Annotated in this window: 17 protein-coding genes; 7 read left to right on the forward strand and 10 right to left on the reverse strand. The window is 67.9% G+C overall.

The window, feature by feature from the left end:
- Nucleotides 1–17: 17 nt before the first annotated feature.
- On the forward strand, nucleotides 18–1,676 hold the full coding sequence (locus tag K6L26_RS06865; RefSeq protein WP_064896950.1) for a 4Fe-4S binding protein: 1,659 nt from the start codon (nucleotides 18–20) through the stop codon (nucleotides 1,674–1,676).
- Here the strand turns inward: K6L26_RS06865 and K6L26_RS06870 are convergent.
- The 7 genes from K6L26_RS06870 to K6L26_RS06900 all read right to left on the reverse strand — a co-directional run bounded on the left by K6L26_RS06870 (nucleotide 1,673) and on the right by K6L26_RS06900 (nucleotide 7,421).
- Nucleotides 1,673–2,224: a nucleoside/nucleotide kinase family protein gene (locus K6L26_RS06870; protein ID WP_064896948.1), complete on the reverse strand. Its 552-nt coding sequence runs from the start codon at nucleotides 2,222–2,224 to the stop codon at nucleotides 1,673–1,675. The two genes, K6L26_RS06865 and K6L26_RS06870, sit on opposite strands and share 4 nt — an antisense overlap.
- Nucleotides 2,211–2,966 carry an energy-coupling factor transporter transmembrane component T family protein gene (locus K6L26_RS06875; RefSeq protein ID WP_064896946.1) on the reverse strand — a complete coding sequence of 252 codons (756 nt, stop codon included), beginning with the start codon at nucleotides 2,964–2,966 and terminating at the stop codon, nucleotides 2,211–2,213. The genes K6L26_RS06870 and K6L26_RS06875 overlap by 14 nt, the downstream gene beginning before the upstream one ends.
- Nucleotides 2,963–4,447: an ABC transporter ATP-binding protein gene (locus K6L26_RS06880; RefSeq protein ID WP_064896944.1), complete on the reverse strand. Its 1,485-nt coding sequence runs from the start codon at nucleotides 4,445–4,447 to the stop codon at nucleotides 2,963–2,965. The genes K6L26_RS06875 and K6L26_RS06880 overlap by 4 nt, the downstream gene beginning before the upstream one ends.
- A complete protein-coding gene (locus K6L26_RS06885; protein WP_019343528.1) occupies nucleotides 4,444–5,061 on the reverse strand; it encodes an ECF transporter S component in 618 nt (205 codons plus the stop codon). The genes K6L26_RS06880 and K6L26_RS06885 overlap by 4 nt, the downstream gene beginning before the upstream one ends.
- A 56-nt stretch (nucleotides 5,062–5,117) precedes the next feature.
- A complete protein-coding gene (locus K6L26_RS06890) occupies nucleotides 5,118–5,570 on the reverse strand; it encodes a VOC family protein (protein WP_064896980.1) in 453 nt (150 codons plus the stop codon).
- 121 nt (nucleotides 5,571–5,691) lie between these two features.
- A complete protein-coding gene (locus K6L26_RS06895; RefSeq protein ID WP_019343530.1) occupies nucleotides 5,692–6,306 on the reverse strand; it encodes a maleylpyruvate isomerase N-terminal domain-containing protein in 615 nt (204 codons plus the stop codon).
- Nucleotides 6,303–7,421 (reverse strand): citrate synthase 2, encoded by a 1,119-nt coding sequence (locus K6L26_RS06900; RefSeq protein ID WP_064896942.1) that lies wholly within the window; start codon nucleotides 7,419–7,421, stop codon nucleotides 6,303–6,305. Before K6L26_RS06900 ends, K6L26_RS06895 begins: the two co-directional genes overlap by 4 nt.
- A gap of 41 nt (nucleotides 7,422–7,462) precedes the next feature.
- Between K6L26_RS06900 and pdxH the strand changes: the two genes are divergently transcribed.
- From pdxH to K6L26_RS06920, 4 genes are all read left to right on the forward strand, one after another.
- Nucleotides 7,463–8,152, forward strand: coding sequence for a pyridoxamine 5'-phosphate oxidase (gene pdxH, locus K6L26_RS06905; protein WP_036392096.1), 690 nt, complete (start codon nucleotides 7,463–7,465; stop codon nucleotides 8,150–8,152).
- A 30-nt stretch (nucleotides 8,153–8,182) separates the two neighbouring features.
- Entirely contained in the window at nucleotides 8,183–9,499 is a 1,317-nt protein-coding gene (locus tag K6L26_RS06910; protein WP_064896940.1) for an MFS transporter, read from the forward strand.
- An 81-nt stretch (nucleotides 9,500–9,580) separates the two neighbouring features.
- Nucleotides 9,581–10,252, forward strand: a complete 672-nt coding sequence (locus tag K6L26_RS06915) for a TetR family transcriptional regulator (RefSeq protein ID WP_043367784.1) — start codon at nucleotides 9,581–9,583, stop codon at nucleotides 10,250–10,252.
- A gap of 93 nt (nucleotides 10,253–10,345) precedes the next feature.
- On the forward strand, nucleotides 10,346–11,650 hold the full coding sequence (locus K6L26_RS06920; protein WP_019343535.1) for a citrate synthase: 1,305 nt from the start codon (nucleotides 10,346–10,348) through the stop codon (nucleotides 11,648–11,650).
- Between the two features lie 55 nt (nucleotides 11,651–11,705).
- Here the strand turns inward: K6L26_RS06920 and K6L26_RS06925 are convergent, their stop codons facing one another.
- The gene (locus tag K6L26_RS06925) at nucleotides 11,706–12,170 is read right to left on the reverse strand and encodes a YbaK/EbsC family protein (protein WP_064896938.1); all 465 of its coding nucleotides are present in this window, start codon (nucleotides 12,168–12,170) and stop codon (nucleotides 11,706–11,708) included.
- 81 nt (nucleotides 12,171–12,251) lie between these two features.
- Entirely contained in the window at nucleotides 12,252–12,425 is a 174-nt protein-coding gene (locus K6L26_RS31960; protein WP_308204252.1) for a GNAT family N-acetyltransferase, read from the reverse strand.
- 509 nt (nucleotides 12,426–12,934) lie between these two features.
- On the opposite strand from K6L26_RS31960, the gene K6L26_RS06935 reads away from it, so the two are divergent.
- Nucleotides 12,935–14,389 (forward strand): MFS transporter, encoded by a 1,455-nt coding sequence (locus K6L26_RS06935; protein WP_064896936.1) that lies wholly within the window; start codon nucleotides 12,935–12,937, stop codon nucleotides 14,387–14,389.
- Nucleotides 14,379–14,807, forward strand: a complete 429-nt coding sequence (locus tag K6L26_RS06940; protein WP_019348750.1) for a MarR family winged helix-turn-helix transcriptional regulator — start codon at nucleotides 14,379–14,381, stop codon at nucleotides 14,805–14,807. The genes K6L26_RS06935 and K6L26_RS06940 overlap by 11 nt, the downstream gene beginning before the upstream one ends.
- A gap of 16 nt (nucleotides 14,808–14,823) precedes the next feature.
- Here the strand turns inward: K6L26_RS06940 and K6L26_RS06945 are convergent, their stop codons facing one another.
- The gene (locus K6L26_RS06945) at nucleotides 14,824–16,380 is read right to left on the reverse strand and encodes a phytoene desaturase family protein (protein WP_064896934.1); all 1,557 of its coding nucleotides are present in this window, start codon (nucleotides 16,378–16,380) and stop codon (nucleotides 14,824–14,826) included.
- Nucleotides 16,381–16,385: the final 5 nt, after the last annotated feature.

Consider the following 16,385-nt stretch of genomic DNA (forward strand, 5'->3'; position numbering starts at 1 on the left):
GTCTGCTGAGGTTCTGAATGCCCCACGTGATCACCCAGTCGTGTTGTAGCGACGGGTCCTGCGTCTACGCGTGTCCGGTGAACTGCATTCATCCGTCACCGGATGAGCCGGGCTTCGCGACAGCCGAGATGCTCTACATCGATCCCGATGCCTGCGTGGACTGTGGCGCGTGCGTGAGTGCGTGCCCGGTCGGCGCGATCGCGGCCGATACCCGGCTGACCGAGAAGCAGCTGCCGTTCATCGAGCTCAACGCGGCCTTCTATCCGAAGCGCGAAGGCAAGTTGCCGCCGACGTCCAAGCTGGCGCCGGTGATCGCGGCGCCGAAGGTCGAACCGCACGGGGGTGCGCCGCTGACCGTGGCGATCGTGGGCTCCGGTCCGGCCGCCATGTACGCGGCCGACGAGCTGTTGACGCAGCGGGGCGTGCGGGTCAACGTCTTCGAGAAGCTGCCGACGCCCTACGGGCTGGTGCGTGCCGGCGTCGCACCCGACCACCAGAGCACCAAGCGGGTGACTCGGCTGTTCGACGTGATCGCCAAGCACGCGGGGTTCAAGTTCTTCCTCAACGTCGAGGTGGGCAAGCACCTGTCGCACGCCGATCTGCTGGAGCATCATCACGCCGTGCTGTATGCGGTCGGTGCGCCCAACGATCGTCGGCTGGCCATCGAGGGCATGGACCTGCCCGGCACCGGGACCGCCACCGAGATGGTGGCCTGGATCAACGGGCATCCCGAGTTCACCGACCTGCCCGTGGATCTGAGCCATGAGCGGGTCGTGATCGTGGGCAACGGCAACGTCGCATTCGACGTCGCCCGCATCCTCACCACGGATCCGGATGTGTTGGCCCGCACCGACATTTCCGATCATGCCCTGGCGGCCCTGCGTACCTCGAAGGTCTCCGAGGTGGTGGTCGCGGCCCGCCGCGGGCCCGCCGAGTCGGCTTTCACGTTGCCTGAACTGATCGGTTTGACCGCCAGCTGCGACGTCGTGCTCGATGAGGCCGACCATCAGCTGGTAGCTGCAGATCTGGCCCGCGCCACGGACCCGCTGACCCGCAACAAGCTGGAGATCCTGGCCAAGCTGGGTAATGCCTCGGCTCCGCTGACCCGGCCGCGGATCCGGCTGGCCTATCGGCTCACCCCGCAGCGCGTGCTCGGCGAACAGCGCGTGACCGGGATCGAATTCGGTATCACCGGAACGGATGACGTGTGCACGCTCGACGCGGGGCTGGTGCTGACCTCGATCGGCTACCGCGGCAAGGCAATTGCCGATCTCCCGTTCGACGACGATGCCGCTGTTGTGCCCAATGACGCCGGACGCGTCCGGGACACGCCGGGCGCCTACGTGGCCGGCTGGATCAAGCGCGGACCCACCGGCTTCATCGGTACCAACAAGTCGTGTGCGGCCCAGACCGTGCACCAGTTGGTCGACGATTACAACGCCGGCGTGCTGACCGATCCGGTGCACAGGCAGGCCGCCTTGGAGAAGCTGGTGCGGACGCGCCAGCCCGCCATGGTGGACGCGGCCGGGTGGCAGGCGATCGACGCCGCCGAGATCGCCCGCGGTGGCGAGGACCGGCCGCGGGACAAGTTCACCTCGGTCGACGAGATGGTCGCGGTCGCCGCGACGGCGCCGAAACCCACAATCCGGCAACGGGTTCTGGCCGGTCTACGCTAAGCAGGCGCGCGGAATTCGAATCCGTGTGCCGTGGGCACCGCGATCAGATCGGCGCACATCCTCGGCCGGAACCGGGCGATGAACTCCTCCTCCTGGGCGGCCCACCGGTCCCAGTGCGGCCGGTAGGTGTCCCCGTCGCGCTCCAGTGCCCGGCGCTTGCGCTCGGCATCGTCGGCGTCGACCCAGATACCCAGGTCCGCGTCCGCCCGGGCGGCGGGGGTGAGTGCGCCGATGCCCTCGACGATCAGGCGTTGCCCCGGCTCGACGCTGTGCCAGCCGCTCGGTGCGGCTGCGGCCCAGTCCCATCGCCGCCAGCGTCCGGGGTGCCCGGCCGCTCGTGGCTCGAGCAGTGACCGCTGCACATGGTCGGCGGCCCAGAGCAGCCCGTCCCAGCCCGGGTAGATGTCGTCGAGCCGGACGACGACGCTTTCGGTCCAGACGTCGTGCAACTCGGCGGCCAGGGTGGACTTGCCGGACCCCGAACGGCCGTCGATCAGTACCGTCGTCGCGGACGCGCCGAGGCGGCGCAGGAGGTCATCGAGAGCCAATGAAGTTCCATGTCCCGTACGCCACCGACACCACTATCGCGGCTGCGGCGATGGCGAATCCCGCTGCGATCAAGGCGAACTCGCGTCCCCCGAATGGTGACGGACGGGCCCAGGTGCGCGTCGGGTAGGCGCCGAACCCGCGTGCTTCCATCGCGGTGGCCAGCTTCGATCCGCGTCGCACGGCGAATACCAGCAGGGCGAACGCCTGGCCGGCGATCCGCCGCACCCTGGCGTGGTCGGCCACACCGCGGGCCCGGCGTGCGTAGCCGAGGTAGCGCCAGTCCTGGCCGAGCAGGCCGACCATCCGCAGGCCGGCCAGCGCACCGAGAACGAACCGGGCCGGCAGATGCAGCACCTGCCCCAAACCGTCGGCCAGCTCGGTGGATTCGACGTCGATGAACAGGATGACCGAGGGCAGCGCGATCGCCAGGACGCGGAGAAACGTGGCCAGGGCCAGCGCGATGGACCCGTCGCTGATCGTTACCAGGAAGAAGTGCCAGTGCACGGTGCCGCTGGTCTGTCCGTAGAGCAGGATGGTGACGCCGGTGAGGGCGGCTGCGACGAGGACTACGGCGGCGCGGGTGAGCGCCGCACGCAGCGTGACACCGATGATGGCGAACAGCACGAGCTCACCGATCAGCGCGGTCAGCGCCGACACCCAGTCCACCGAGAACACCAGTGCGGCCGCGATGACCAGCGCGGTGAGCAGGCGCGCGACCGGGTTGATCGTGCGTGCGGTCATGACGCCGACTCCGCGGTGGGCTCCCAGTCCGGCAGCTCGATCCGGGCGTCGGCGAGCAGCGCGGCGAAGTCGAGATCGTGAGTGGCCGCCACGACGGCCGTTCCGGTGTCGGCGATCTCGGCCAGTAATCGGGTCAGCTCCTCCCAGGTCCGGCGGTCCTGCCCGAAGGTGGGTTCGTCGAGGATGATCACCTTGGGTGCGGTGGCCAGCATGGTGGCGACCGACAGGCGGCGTTTCTCCCCGCCGGAGAGGGTGTAGGGGTTCGCCTCGGCGAGGTGGGTGAGCCGCAGGCGTTCCAGCAGTTCGTCGGTGCGCTCGGTGATCTCGGCGTGGCCCAGCTTGATCGCCTTGGGCCCCAGCGCGAGCTCGTCGCGGACCGTGCCGGCGAGGAACTGGTGCTCGGGGTCCTGGAACACGCTGCCGATCCGGGTGAGCAGTTCCCTGGACCGCCATTTGACGGGTTGCCGGCGCGACGGGGACGGTGCGAAGCGGGCGTGTGCCTCGAGCCGGCCTGCCGGCGCCGGCAAGAGACCGCCCATGGTCAGCGCCAGCGTCGACTTGCCCGCGCCGTTCGGACCGGTGATCACGGTGGTCTGCCCGGCCGAGATCTCGAAGTTCAAGTCGATGTGCATGGGCGGGTCGCCGGGGTGGGCCAAGGCCAGACCCGTTGCCTGCAGCAGCGATTCAGCTGCGGGAAACCGGTGGCGGTCGATGTCGGGCAGCGGGGTGTCGGGTACCCATACTCCCGATCGGACCAGGTAGTCGTGGTTGTGCCGGATGGTCTGCTCCGGGGTGCCGTCGGCGATCACCTCGCCGTCCGCGCCGAGCACGATCACCCGGTCGATCACCGGCAGCCACATCTCGGTGCGGTGCTCGATGACGACGAGAGTCGCACCGGTGCGCGCTGCCGATTCGGCGACGGCATCGCGTACCTCAATCACGCCTGCCGGGTCGAGGTTGGCCGTCGGTTCGTCGAGCAGGATCAGGCCGGGATCCATGGCGATCACCCCGGCCAGGGCCAGACGCTGCTTCTGCCCACCGGAGAGCACCGAAGTGGCTTGGGACAAGCTGATATTCAGGCCGACGGCGTCCAGTGCGGCGTGCACGCGGGGCCAGATCTGCTCGCGTCGAACGCCGAAGTTCTCCATGCCGAAGGCGACGTCGTCACCGACCCGGGACAGGATCACCTGGGAGTCGGGATCCTGCAGCACCATTCCGATTCGATGGCGCTGTTCACTCGGCGGGCGGCCGTCGACCTGGATAATGCCGGCCTGCCGGCCTTCGTCCGCCCCGCCGAGCAACCCGGCGATACCGTGCAGCAGAGTCGATTTCCCCGCCCCGGACGGGCCGAGCAGCAGCACGCGTTCGCCCGGTTCGATCTCCAATGTGAGGTCGCGAACGGCCCAGGCGCTGCGCCCGGCGTGGCTCCAACCCCAGTTCTGCGCCGTAACACTGGCACCGGTGCCGTGCGGTGCGCTCATCGAGCGTCGGGGCTCATCCGGCCCGAGGCGAACCGGCTCAGCGCTCCGGTCTTGGCCAGACCCCGGACCGCGAACCACGAGAGCAGGCCGGCGACGAGGGTGCCGGAGACGATCGCCGAGACGGTGTAGATGGCGGCGAAGGTGTTCGCCGAACCGGGGTACCACAGGATGAGGTCGTTGATGGCCAGCGCCAACCCGGCGACGGCCCCGGCGAGCAATGCGACGGGCAAGCCCCATCGGCGGTACAGGAACGCCGCGAAGACCAGTTCCGCGCCGATGCCCTGCACCAGTCCCGACTCGAGGGTGAGCACGCCCCACTGGTTGCCGACCAGTGCCGAGACGGTGGCGGCGACGAGTTCGCCGTACAGGGCGGCGCCGGGTTTGCGGATCACCAGGGCGGTGAGCACCCCGGCGAACAACCAGCCTCCGGCCAGCAGTGCCTGCAGGCCCGGCAGAACCGCCGTCAACGGTGCGCTGATGGGGTTGGAGGCGATGTTCCACACCACGAACACCAGTCCGGCTGCCGTTGCGAGGACGCTGGCGACGACGATGTCCACGACTCGCCAGGTCAGTGCGCGGGCAGCCGGCGTGGTGTCGGCAGGCTGGGTGCTCATCGGTCTCCTTCGTGGCGTATCGCGAGGAGACCAGTATGAACCGCGGGAAGGTGAGGCTACTGCCCCGACTTCATCGCCTCTTCGATCTCGTCCATGCTGACCTCACGGACCGGCTGCCCGAGTGACCACTGGTGGCCGAACGGATCGCGGACCATGCCGTAGCGGTCGCCCCAGAACTGGTCCTCCAACGGCATGACCACCTCGGCCCCGGCCTCGACGGCCTTGGCGAACTTCTCCTCGACGTCGGTCACGGTGAGGTGGATGGTCACCGGGGTGCCGCCCAGCGCCTTGGGTGTCGACGGCTTGCCGTCGTTGTACTCGGGAAAGTCGTCGTTGAGCATGACCGTGGAGCCGTTGATGGTCAGGGCGGCGTGCACGAGCTTGCCGTCGGGGCCGGGCACTCGGCCCAGCTCGGTGGCCCCGAAAGCCTTGACGTAGAACTCGATTGCCGCAGCGGCATCGTCGACAACCAGATGCGGCAGGACTGCGGGTGTTACTTCGATCGCCATGATCTTCTCCTGGTGTTGGTTGAGCGGATTCAATGCAGACCCGCGCGGCGGGCGGATCTCATCGGCGGCCACGTCCCATGCAACCACCGGGTCTGACACGCGCACCAACGGTGCAGAGAGATCAGGTGACCGAGAAGGTTCTCGGTAGCTCGGTACGGCCGGTCAGTGCCATCAGCAGGGTCTCGCCCTGGCCCAGTTCCACGGCGATCTGGGTGGCCAGGACGCCGGCCGCCTCCAGCACCTCTTTCGGCAGGTCTGCCGAAAGGCCTGCGGCCCGGGCGATGTCGAGGCTGTGCACAGCGAGTTCGAAGACGCGGGTCGGCAGGTACCCGCTCAACCGGATGCCGTACCCACCGATGACGGTGATCAGCGGGTCTCCCGCGTCGTCGATGTCGTCCAGGGCCCGGCTGGCCAGCGCGTCCACCGCGGCGGCGGGGTCGGAACCCAGGTCACGCCCGGCCTGCCTGCCACGCTCGACGATGGCCTCGGCGCCGGCGTCGGACATGTATCCGCGCATGGCGGCGTAGTACTCGACCGGGCCGGCCAGGTCGGCCGTCGACGCCGGGGATTGCAGGTATGTGCTGACGGTGACCAGGGAGCGCGAGGTGTGGCCCACCAGGGCGCGCAGATCCCACTCGCCCAAACCGGGGCCGTCCAACGAATCCGCCGGCAGCACCTGCACCAATCGGGCGAAAGCGTGTGCTGCAGAAGCGAAGACGTCGCGACCGGCGGTCATGACGTGGCGATCTTGTCCCATCCGGCGACCGCCTGGACGCTGCGCGGTTCGGGGCCGACGTAGATGGCAGCCGGACGCACGAGCTTGCCGAGCCGCTTCTGCTCCAGGATGTGCGCGCACCAGCCCGCGGTGCGCCCGCAGGTGAACATCGCGGGCATCATCGAGGCGGGTACCTGGGCGAAGTCCAGGATGACGGCGGCCCAGAACTCGACGTTGGTCTCGATGGCCCGGTCCGGGCGGCGCTCACGCAGCTCGGCCAGCGCGGCCTGCTCCAGGGCCGCGGCCACGTCGTAGCGGGGTGCACCAAGGCGTTCGGCCGTGGCGCGCAGCACCCGGGCGCGGGGGTCCTCGGCGCGGTACACGCGGTGCCCGAAGCCCATCAGCTTGTCGCCGCGATCCAGGATGCCCTTGACCACCGCACGGGCGTCACCGGTCTTCTCGACCTCTTCGATCATCGGCAGTACCCGGGCCGGGGCGCCGCCGTGCAGCGGGCCGCTCATCGCGCCGACCGCACCCGAAAGCGAGGCCGCGACGTCGGCGCCGGTGGAGGCGATCACCCGGGCGGTGAACGTCGACGCGTTCATCCCGTGTTCGGCGGCGGTCACCCAGTAGGCGTCGATCGCCTCGACGTGCTTGGGATCTGGATCGCCCTGCCAGCGCGTCATGAAACGCGCTGTGACCGTGTCGCATTCGTCGATCGTGCGCTGCGGAACCGCGGGCTGGTAGATGCCGCGGGCCGACTGCGCGACGTAGGACAGCGCCATCACCGAAGCCCGGGCCAGCTGGTCCCGTGCGGTGTCGTCGTCGATGTCCAACAGGGGCGCGTAACCCCAGATCGGTGCCAGCATGGCCAGCCCGGCCTGCACGTCGACCCGCACGTCGCCGCTGTGGATCGGCAATGGGAACGGCTCGGCCGGGGGCAGCCCGGTGCCGAAGCTGCCGTCGACCAGCAGTCCCCACACGTCTCCGAACGTGACGCGGTGGCTCACCAGGTCATCGATGTCCACGCCCCGGTAGCGCAGGGCGCCGCCGTCCTTGTCCGGTTCAGCGATTTCGGTGGTGAAGGCGACGACGCCTTCCAGGCCGGGAACAAAGCCATCCGGTACAGCGGGCATGTGCAGATTCTTGCACCAAGTGCAGGCGTAGCGTTACCGCGGTGGCAAGACCTTCCGGACCAACCCCCGATCACCACGAGCACGACCTGGCTGCCATGCGCGTGGATTACGTCGAAAAGGACGGCTGCGGCGATCTGGATGTCGATTGGCTCGGTGAGGACCCGGCGACCGGCTGGCTGACGCTGCTGCGCGCCTGGCTGAGCGACGCGTACCGCGCCGGGGTGGCTGAGCCCAACGCCATGGTGGTGGCCACCACCGACAATGAGGGAAGACCGGTCACCCGAACAGTGTTGTGCAAAAGCATGGACGAGACCGGAATCACGTTCTACACCAACTATGACTCCGCCAAGGGCACCCAATTGGCCGTGAATCCGCACGCGTCGGCGACCTTCCCCTGGTACGGCCTCGGGCGCCAGGTGCACGTGCGTGGTTCGGTGACCATGGTGAGCCGTGAGGAGACCGAGGCGTACTGGGCCAAGCGCCCGCGAGGTTCACAGCTGGGTGCCTGGGCGTCGCAGCAGTCCGCGCCGATCGCGTCGCGTCGGGAACTGCTGGACAAGCTTGCCGAGGTGACGGAGCGGTTCGCCGGCCTCGAAGCGGTTCCGGCGCCGCCGAACTGGGGTGGGTATCTGATCGCACCCGAGAGCGTCGAATTCTGGCAGGGCCGGGAAAGCCGGGTGCACAACCGCATTCGCGTGACCGGCACGCGGGTCGAGCGCCTCCAGCCATGACAGTTCCCCTCGCTTCACTCGCCCGGCGTAGTGCGTAGGTTCTTCGCCGACACCACACCGCTGCGCACCCCGGATTTCCGGCGGTTGTGGCTGGCCGGAATCCCCACGGTCATCGGCGCCAACCTGACCATCTTCGCGGTGCCGGTGCAGTTGTACGTGCTCACCGAGAACTCCTGGTACGTCGGCTTGTCCGGCTTGTTCGCGCTGGTACCGCTCGTGGTCTTCGGGCTGTGGGGCGGCGCCTGGGCCGACGCGATGGATCGCAGGCTGTTGTTGATCATCGCCTCGATCGGATTGGCCGGGGCCTCGGTGCTGTTGTGGCTGCAGGCCGCGCTGGCGGTGAACAACGTGTGGGTGGTGCTGTGCCTGCTGGGTGTGCAGCAGGCGTTCTACGCCGTCAACAGCCCGACGCGGTCGGCCGCCATTCCGCGGATGTTGCCCGGCGAGCAGTTGCCCGCGGCGAACTCGCTGAACATGACGGTGATGCAGTTCGGCGCGATCGTCGGACCACTGATGGCCGGCTTCCTGCTCAACTGGGTGGACCTTTCGACGCTGTACCTGATCGATGCGGTGACCTGTCTGGCGCCGATCTGGGCCACGTTCCGCCTCGCGCCGATCCCGCCGGTGGGCACCGAGCAGGGCGTCTCCCGCTGGGGCCTGACGGCCGTGCTGGACGGGTTCCGCTACCTGGCCGGCAACCGGGTGGTGTTGATGTCGTTCGTCGTTGACCTGGTGGCCATGATCTTCGGGATGCCGCGCGCGTTGTTCCCCCAGATGGCGCACGAGAGTTTCGGCGGCCCCGTCGAGGGCGGCACCGCGATGGCGTTGCTGGCCGCGGCGATGTCGGCCGGCGCGGTGGCCGGCGGCGTGTTCTCCGGCTGGCTGCCGCGCATCCGCAGGCAGGGGCTGGCGGTGGTGCTCGCGATCGTGGTGTGGGGCCTGGCGATGGTCGGGTTCGGCGTCGCCGCCGGGGCGGCAGGCGGCACGGCCGGGCTGCTGTTGTGGATTGCCTTGGCGTTCCTTGCGATTGGTGGCGCGGCCGATATGGTCTCGGCTGCGTTCCGATCGACGATCCTGCAGCAGGCGGCCTCCGATGAGCTGCGGGGCCGGCTACAGGGCGTGTTCACGGTCGTCGTCGCCGGTGGTCCGAGGCTGGCCGACACCTTGCACGGGGCCGCGGCAGCCGCGGTGGGGACTACCGTCGCCGCGGCCGGTGGCGGCGTGCTGGTGGTCGGGGGAGTGCTGATCGCGGCACTGGCAGTGCCTGCGTTCGTCCGCTACCGGGTGAGCGCGAGTGGAGTGAGCACGGCCGCGCGGCAGGAACAGTCCGAACCGGACAAAGTATGACCACCGGCGAATGGCGTCCGGAGCCACGTAGTTGCCGAAATGGACCGAAAAACAGTCCTTTGGTGGCTAGCATCCGATTTCGTGGTTGACGTTGTGCGACAGGCTGCAGTGGGTTTGCGTGAACGGAAGAAGCAACGCACCCGGGCGATGTTGATCGAGGCGGCCATCGACCTGTGTGACCGCCAGGGTTTCGAGCACACCACCGTCGAGCAGATCGCAGCGGTCGCGGATGTGTCCCCGCGCACGTTCAGCCGCTACTTCGCCACCAAGGATGCCGTCGTGTTGGCCTTCATCGATGAGGTGAGCGAGATCGTCGCGATCGCGCTCGCCGCGCAACCGCCCGGGATCCCGCATATCGAGGCGCTGTACCACGCGCATATCGAGGCGTTCCTCAAGACCAAGACCGCACCGCCCACTCAGCTCACCTCGGATCGGCTGCTGGCTTCGGCACGCATCATCACGTCGTCTCCGGCGCTGATGCAGTCCGCTTCGGAGTTCCGGGCGGATGCCGTCAACGCGGCGCTGGCGCAGCGGATGGGGGTGCGTGGCGGCGATCGCCGGCTCAAGCTGACCGCCGTGGTGTGGGGTTCGATCATCATGACTGCCATCGCTGACCTGGGATCTCAGGCAAATTGGAGATCGGTGACCGTGGACGACATCGTGGCGCGGATCGAGGCGACGTACGCCGATTTCCGTGCGGTCGCGGCGGGCGTTCAGGAGGCGCCCGAACCTGCGCTCAGCCCTTTGCGGTGACCCGTTAGTAACCCCCCGCGGGCAGCGCCGAGCGATTGCGACTACCTTTTGTAGAGCAGTTGTCGGTTCCCAGGACGCGATGAAGGGATTCCCGTGGCCGAAAACCCGTCGAGTGGGCAGGAGCTTGCCACTCTCAAGTACCCCGGTGGCGAGATTGATCTCGATATCGTCCATGCCACCGAGGGCAGTGACGGCATCGCGCTTGGTCCGTTGCTGGCCAAGACCGGCTACACCACGTTTGATGGTGGCTTCGTCAACACCGCTTCCACCAAGTCGGCGATCACCTATATCGACGGTGATGCCGGCATCCTGCGGTACCGGGGCATCCCGATCGAGCAGTTGGCCGAGAACTCCACTTTCATCGAGGTCAGCTACCTGTTGATCTATGGTGAGCTGCCGACGGCCGAGCAGTTGGAGACGTTCACCACCCAGATTCAGCGGCACACGCTGCTGCATGAGGATCTCAAGCGGTTCTTCGACGGCTTCCCGCGCAACGCGCATCCGATGCCGGTGCTGTCCAGCGCGGTCAACGCGCTGAGCGCCTACTACCAGGACTCGCTGGATCCGCTGGACAAGAAGCAGGTCGAGCTGTCGACGATTCGTTTGCTGGCCAAGCTGCCCACGATCGCGGCCTATGCCTACAAGAAGTCCGAGGGGCAGCCGTTCCTGTACCCGGACAACTCGTTGACGCTGGTGGAGAACTTCCTGCGGATGACGTTCGGTTTCCCGGCCGAGCCCTATGAGGTCGACCCCGAGATCGTCCGCGCGCTGGACATGCTGCTGATCCTGCACGCCGATCACGAGCAGAACTGTTCGACCTCGACGGTGCGGCTGGTGGGCTCGTCGCAGGCCAACCTGTTCACCTCGATCTCCGGTGGTATCAACGCGCTGTGGGGGCCGCTGCACGGTGGCGCCAATCAGGCGGTGCTGGAGATGCTGGAGAAGATCCGCACCGGCGACGACGATGTGCAGACGTTCGTCAAGAAGGTCAAGAACCGCGAAGACGGTGTGAAGCTGATGGGCTTCGGCCACCGGGTGTACAAGAACTACGATCCGCGGGCGCGCATCGTCAAGGAGCAGGCCGACAAGATCCTGGGCAAGCTCGGGGGCGACGACGAGCTGCTCGACATCGCCAAGCAGCTCGAAGAGATCGCGTTGACCGACGACTTCTTCATCGAGCGCAAGCTGTACCCGAATGTCGATTACTACACCGGCGTGATCTACCGGGCGATGGGTTTCCCGACGCGCATGTTCACCGTGCTGTTCGCGCTGGGCCGGTTGCCGGGCTGGATCGCGCACTGGCGGGAGATGCACTCGGAGCCCAACAAGATCGGCCGTCCGCGCCAGATCTACACCGGTTACACCGAGCGCGGCTACGTCGACATCAACAAGCGCTGAGATCATCTGACGAAAGCCCGGGGGCACTGTGCTCCCGGGCTTTTGCCATGCCGGGTCAGCGCACCGGCAGGGCGACGCCGCCGGTGAGGGCCAGTAGCTGGGCGTAAGTCAGCGGCATCACCGAATCGGCGGTGCCCGCCGCGGTCCAGATGGTCGGATAGGACGCCAGCGTCTGGTCGACGACGGTGCGCAGCGGCTCCGGATGACCCGCGGGCGCCACGCCGCCGATCACCTGTCCGGTCGCGCTGCGGACGAGCTTGGGGTCGGCCTTGCGGATCTCGGTCGCCCCGAGATGGCCGGCGACGACGCCGGTGTCCACCCGGGCGGCGCCGCTGGCCATGACCAGCAGTGGTTCGCCGTCGCATTCGAACACCAGGCTGTTGGCGATAGCCCCGACTTCGCAGCCCAGTTGTTCGGCTGCCGCTGCGGCGGTCTTGGCGTCGGCGTCGAGAATCTTGATGGCCGGTTCGATGCCGGCGGCGGCCACCGCGGCGGCGACGAGTGCGTTCCGTTCGTTCACAGTCCCGAGTGTCTCCTACGGCGCAAGCCTATTTCTACTGGCGGACAACGCCGTTCATCGTCGTAGCCCGGAGCGTGCACGTCATACGCCGAAGGCTTCGGGGTAGGCGACCTCACCGCGTGGCGTGGTCTGATCGGGTTTGAGGGCCAGCGCGAGGAAGTTCTCGTCAGGTGCGGCAAATGGTGCGGTGACGCCGAATTCAGCTGCCGGGGTGAACCCGAACCGCGGGTAGTACTCGGCGTGGCCCAGTACCACGACCAGATTCTCTTCCCGGTGTCGTGCCTGCTGCAGTACCGCGCGAATCGCCGCGGAGCCGGCGCCGCCGCGTTGGGATGCGGGGACAACCGCGCACGGGCCGAGCGCAAGTGCGGGCTGACCGCCGACTGTGCACGGTGAGCAACGCGTATCCCACGATGGCGCCGTTCTCGTCGAGGGTGACGGCGGACAATCCCTCGATCCAGGCCGCCGGATCCGCCCTCAGCGAGTCGACCAGATCGGCTTCGAATTCCGTGGGGAACGCAGATGCGTTCACGGAGTGAATGGCCCGGGCGTCCTCCGGACGTTCGACTCGGGTACTCCACGTCCTCACCCTGTTGCTTCCCCTCCGTGTTCAAGTCAAAAGCGACGTTCAAGTCAAAAGCGACGTTCAAGCCAAAAGCGACGTTCAAGCCGAAGGTGAATAGTAGGGCTGACGCGCTGAGGCGTTCCAGTGAGTTTCTGGTTCCGACTTGCCTGATCAACGGTTGTAGTTTCACAATAGTTGTGTGAATACAACTGTTGGCTCGCTCAGCGCGCGTCGCAAGGCGATCATCCTCGTCTCGTGCTGTCTGAGCCTGCTGATCGTGTCGATGGACGCCACCATCGTCAACGTCGCGATCCCCAGCATCCGTGACGACCTGGCCGCGTCACCCTCGCAGTTGCAGTGGATCGTCGATGTCTACACGCTGGTGCTGGCGTCGCTGCTGCTGCTGGCCGGCGCCACCGGCGACCGGTTCGGCCGCAGGCGGACATTCCAGCTCGGCCTGACCATCTTCGCCGCCGCGTCCCTGCTGTGCAGCCTGGCGCCCAACATCGAAACGCTGATCGCCGCGCGTTTCCTGCAGGCCATCGGCGGTTCGATGCTGAACCCCGTGGCCATGTCGATCATCACCCAGGTGTTCACCGGCCGGGTCGAGCGGGCCCGCGCGATCGGTGTCTGGGGCGGTGTGGTGGGCATCTCGATGGCACTCGGCCCGATTGTCGGCGGGGCGCTGATCGAGTACGTCGACTGGCGCGCGGTGTTCTGGATCAACCTGCCGATCTGCGCCCTGGCCGTCGTCCTCACCGCGATCTTCGTGCCCGAATCCAAGTCGGCCACCATGCGCGATCTCGACCCGATCGGCCAGGCGCTGGGGGTGGGGTTCCTGTTCGGGGTGGTCTTCGTGCTCATCGAGGGCCCGGGCTTCGGCTGGACCGACCCGCGCACCCTGGCCGTCGCCGTTGCCGCGCTCTTCGCCCTGGTGGCGTTCCTGCGCTACGAATCGCGCCGCCGGGACCCGTTTATCGACCTGCGGTTCTTTCGTAGCGTGCCGTTCGCCTCGGCCACCCTGATCGCGGTCTGTGCGTTCGCCGCGTACGGGGCGTTCCTGTTCATGATGTCGCTGTACCTGCAGACCGAGCGCGGATACTCGGCGATGCACACCGGTTTGATCTACCTTCCGGTCGCTGCGGGCGCGCTGATCTTCTCACCGCTGTCGGGGCGCTTGGTCGGGCGCTACGGCAGCCGGCCCTCGCTTCTGGTGTCGGGAGCCACGATCACGGTGGCCACGATCCTGTTGACCCGGCTGACGGGTGAGACTCCGGTGTGGCAGCTGCTGGTCATGTTCGCGGTGTTCGGAATCGGTTTCTCCATGGTCAACGCTCCCATCACCACCACGGCGGTCAGTGGGATGCCGCTCGATCGGGCGGGTGCGGCCTCGGCGGTCGCGTCCACCAGCCGTCAGGTCGGTGTGAGTGTCGGTGTGGCACTCTGCGGTTCGGTGGCAGGTGCCGCGCTGGCCGGGACCGGGGCGGATTTCGCGACAGCGGCTCGACCGCTGTGGTTCATCTGTGCCGCATTGGGTTTGGTGATCTTCGCCCTCGGTCTCGTCTCCACCACGCCGTGGGCACTGCGTTCGGCGCAGAAGTTGGCACCGCTGATCGGTCATCACGACGCCGCGGAGGTGGCTCATGCCCGGTGACCCGCAGAACCGGCTGGCCGACGAAGTGTGGGGCGCGTTGACGACACTGGTGTTCGACCACCGTGACCGCTGGCGGCGGGCGGTGATCGAACGGACCGGGCTGCCGTTCAGCCGCATCCGTGTGCTCAAACGCCTGGCGCGAGAACCGCTGACCGTCAAGCAGCTGGCCTACGCGGCGACGGTCGACGCCCCGGCTGCCACGGTCGCGGTCAACGATCTCGAGGAGCGGGGGTTGGTGGTGCGCGAAATCGACCCCGCCAACCGGCGCAGCAAGCTGGTCTCGCTCACCGATGACGGCCGCGCGCTGCTGGCGCGCCTCAACGACGTCGAGGACCCGGCGCCGCAGGCGCTCGCAGCGCTCGACACCGCAGACCTCGAAGCGTTGCGAGGGATCCTGCGCAAGATCACCGCGCCGTAGCATGTGCGGCGCAGACTCAGCTCTCGAGTACCGCCATCGCGGCATTGTGCCCACCGATTCCCGAGACCGCCCCGCCGCGCACTGATCCCGAGCCGCACAACAGGATTCGGTCGTGGGCGGTGGCCACACCCCAGCGCTGGGCCGGTGTCTCCAGCGGAGCATCGTCCGCCGCGAACGGCCACCGCAGTGCGCCGTGGAAGATGTTGCCGGCCGTCATCCCCAGGGCCTGCTCCAGGTCGGCGGTGGTCTTGGTCTCGATGCACAGCCGGCCCGCGTCATCCTCCATGAGGACGTCCTGGATCGGTTCGGCCAGAACGGAATTGAGCGATGTCAACACCGCCGAGGTCAGCCGGTCGCGGGCCCGGTCGGGATCGCCCGCGGACAGTGCGTGCGGGGTGTGCAAGCCGAAGACGGTCAGCGTCTGTGCCCCCGAGGCCCGCAGATCGTCGGACAGGATGCTGGGATCGGTCAGGGAGTGGCAGTAGATCTCGCAGGGCAGTGGGTCCGGGACCCGCCCGGCGGCGGCGTCGCGGTAGGCCGTGCTCAGCTGGCTGAAGGTCTCGTTGATGTGGAAGGTGCCGCCGAATGCCTGCTCGGGCGTGACGTGCTGGTCCCGGAGGCGCGGGAGCCGACGCAGCATCAGGTTGACCTTCACCTGCGCCCCGGGGGCGGTCTCAGGTGCCGGTTCACCGAGCAGTTCGGCCAGTGCGGCCGGGGTGACGTTGGCCAGCACATGTTCGGCGGAGACGTGTCGCACCGACCCGCCGTGCCGATAGTGCACCTCGCCGTCGGGTGTGACCGCGTAAACGTCTGCACCGGTGATGATTTCGGCGCCGAAACCGGCCGCGGCGGCCGCCAGAGCTCCGCTGACCGCGCCCATACCGCCGACGGGGACGTCCCAGTCGCCGGTACCGCCGCCGATCAGGTGGTAGAGAAAGCACACGTTCTGGATCAGTGAGGGATCATCCAGCGCGGCGAACGTGCCGATCAGCGCGTCGGTGGCCATCACGCCGCGCACCAGGTCATCGGTCACCGCCGTGGTGATCGCCTCGCCGATCGGTTGTTCGATCAGCGCCTCCCAGGCTGCGGCGGTCTCGGCTTCGTGTCCGCCGAGCACGTTTCGGCGCATCTCGCTCCGGCTGCGCAGCGGTTGGAGCAACGTCGGCCAGATGCGCGATGTGACCAGTGCGCACCGTCGGTAGAAATCGCCGAACCCGGATGCGTCGGTGCCGGCGCCGATCGCGTCGAAGGTCGGCTGCGGCCCGATCAGCAGTCCCGTGGCGCCGCCGGTGGCCGGGTCGGGGGTGTAGGACGATATGCGCCGGCGCGACAGCCGGATGCGCGCGCCGAGATCGGTGATGATGCGTTGGGGTAGCAGGCTGACCAGGTAGGAGTATCGCGACAGCCGGGCGTCGACGCCTTCGAAGGCGTGCGCCGAAACCGCTGCGCCGCCGACATGGTCGAGGCGCTCGAGCACTTGAACTCGCCGTCCTGCCCGGGCCAGGTAGGCAGCGGCCACCAAGCCGTTGTGCCCGCCGCCGATGATGACGGCGTCCAACGCCTTTTCCGTCACGCCGG

Origin of the sequence: Mycobacterium farcinogenes (genome assembly GCF_019739075.1) — a bacterium.
GTDB lineage: Bacteria > Actinomycetota > Actinomycetes > Mycobacteriales > Mycobacteriaceae > Mycobacterium > Mycobacterium senegalense.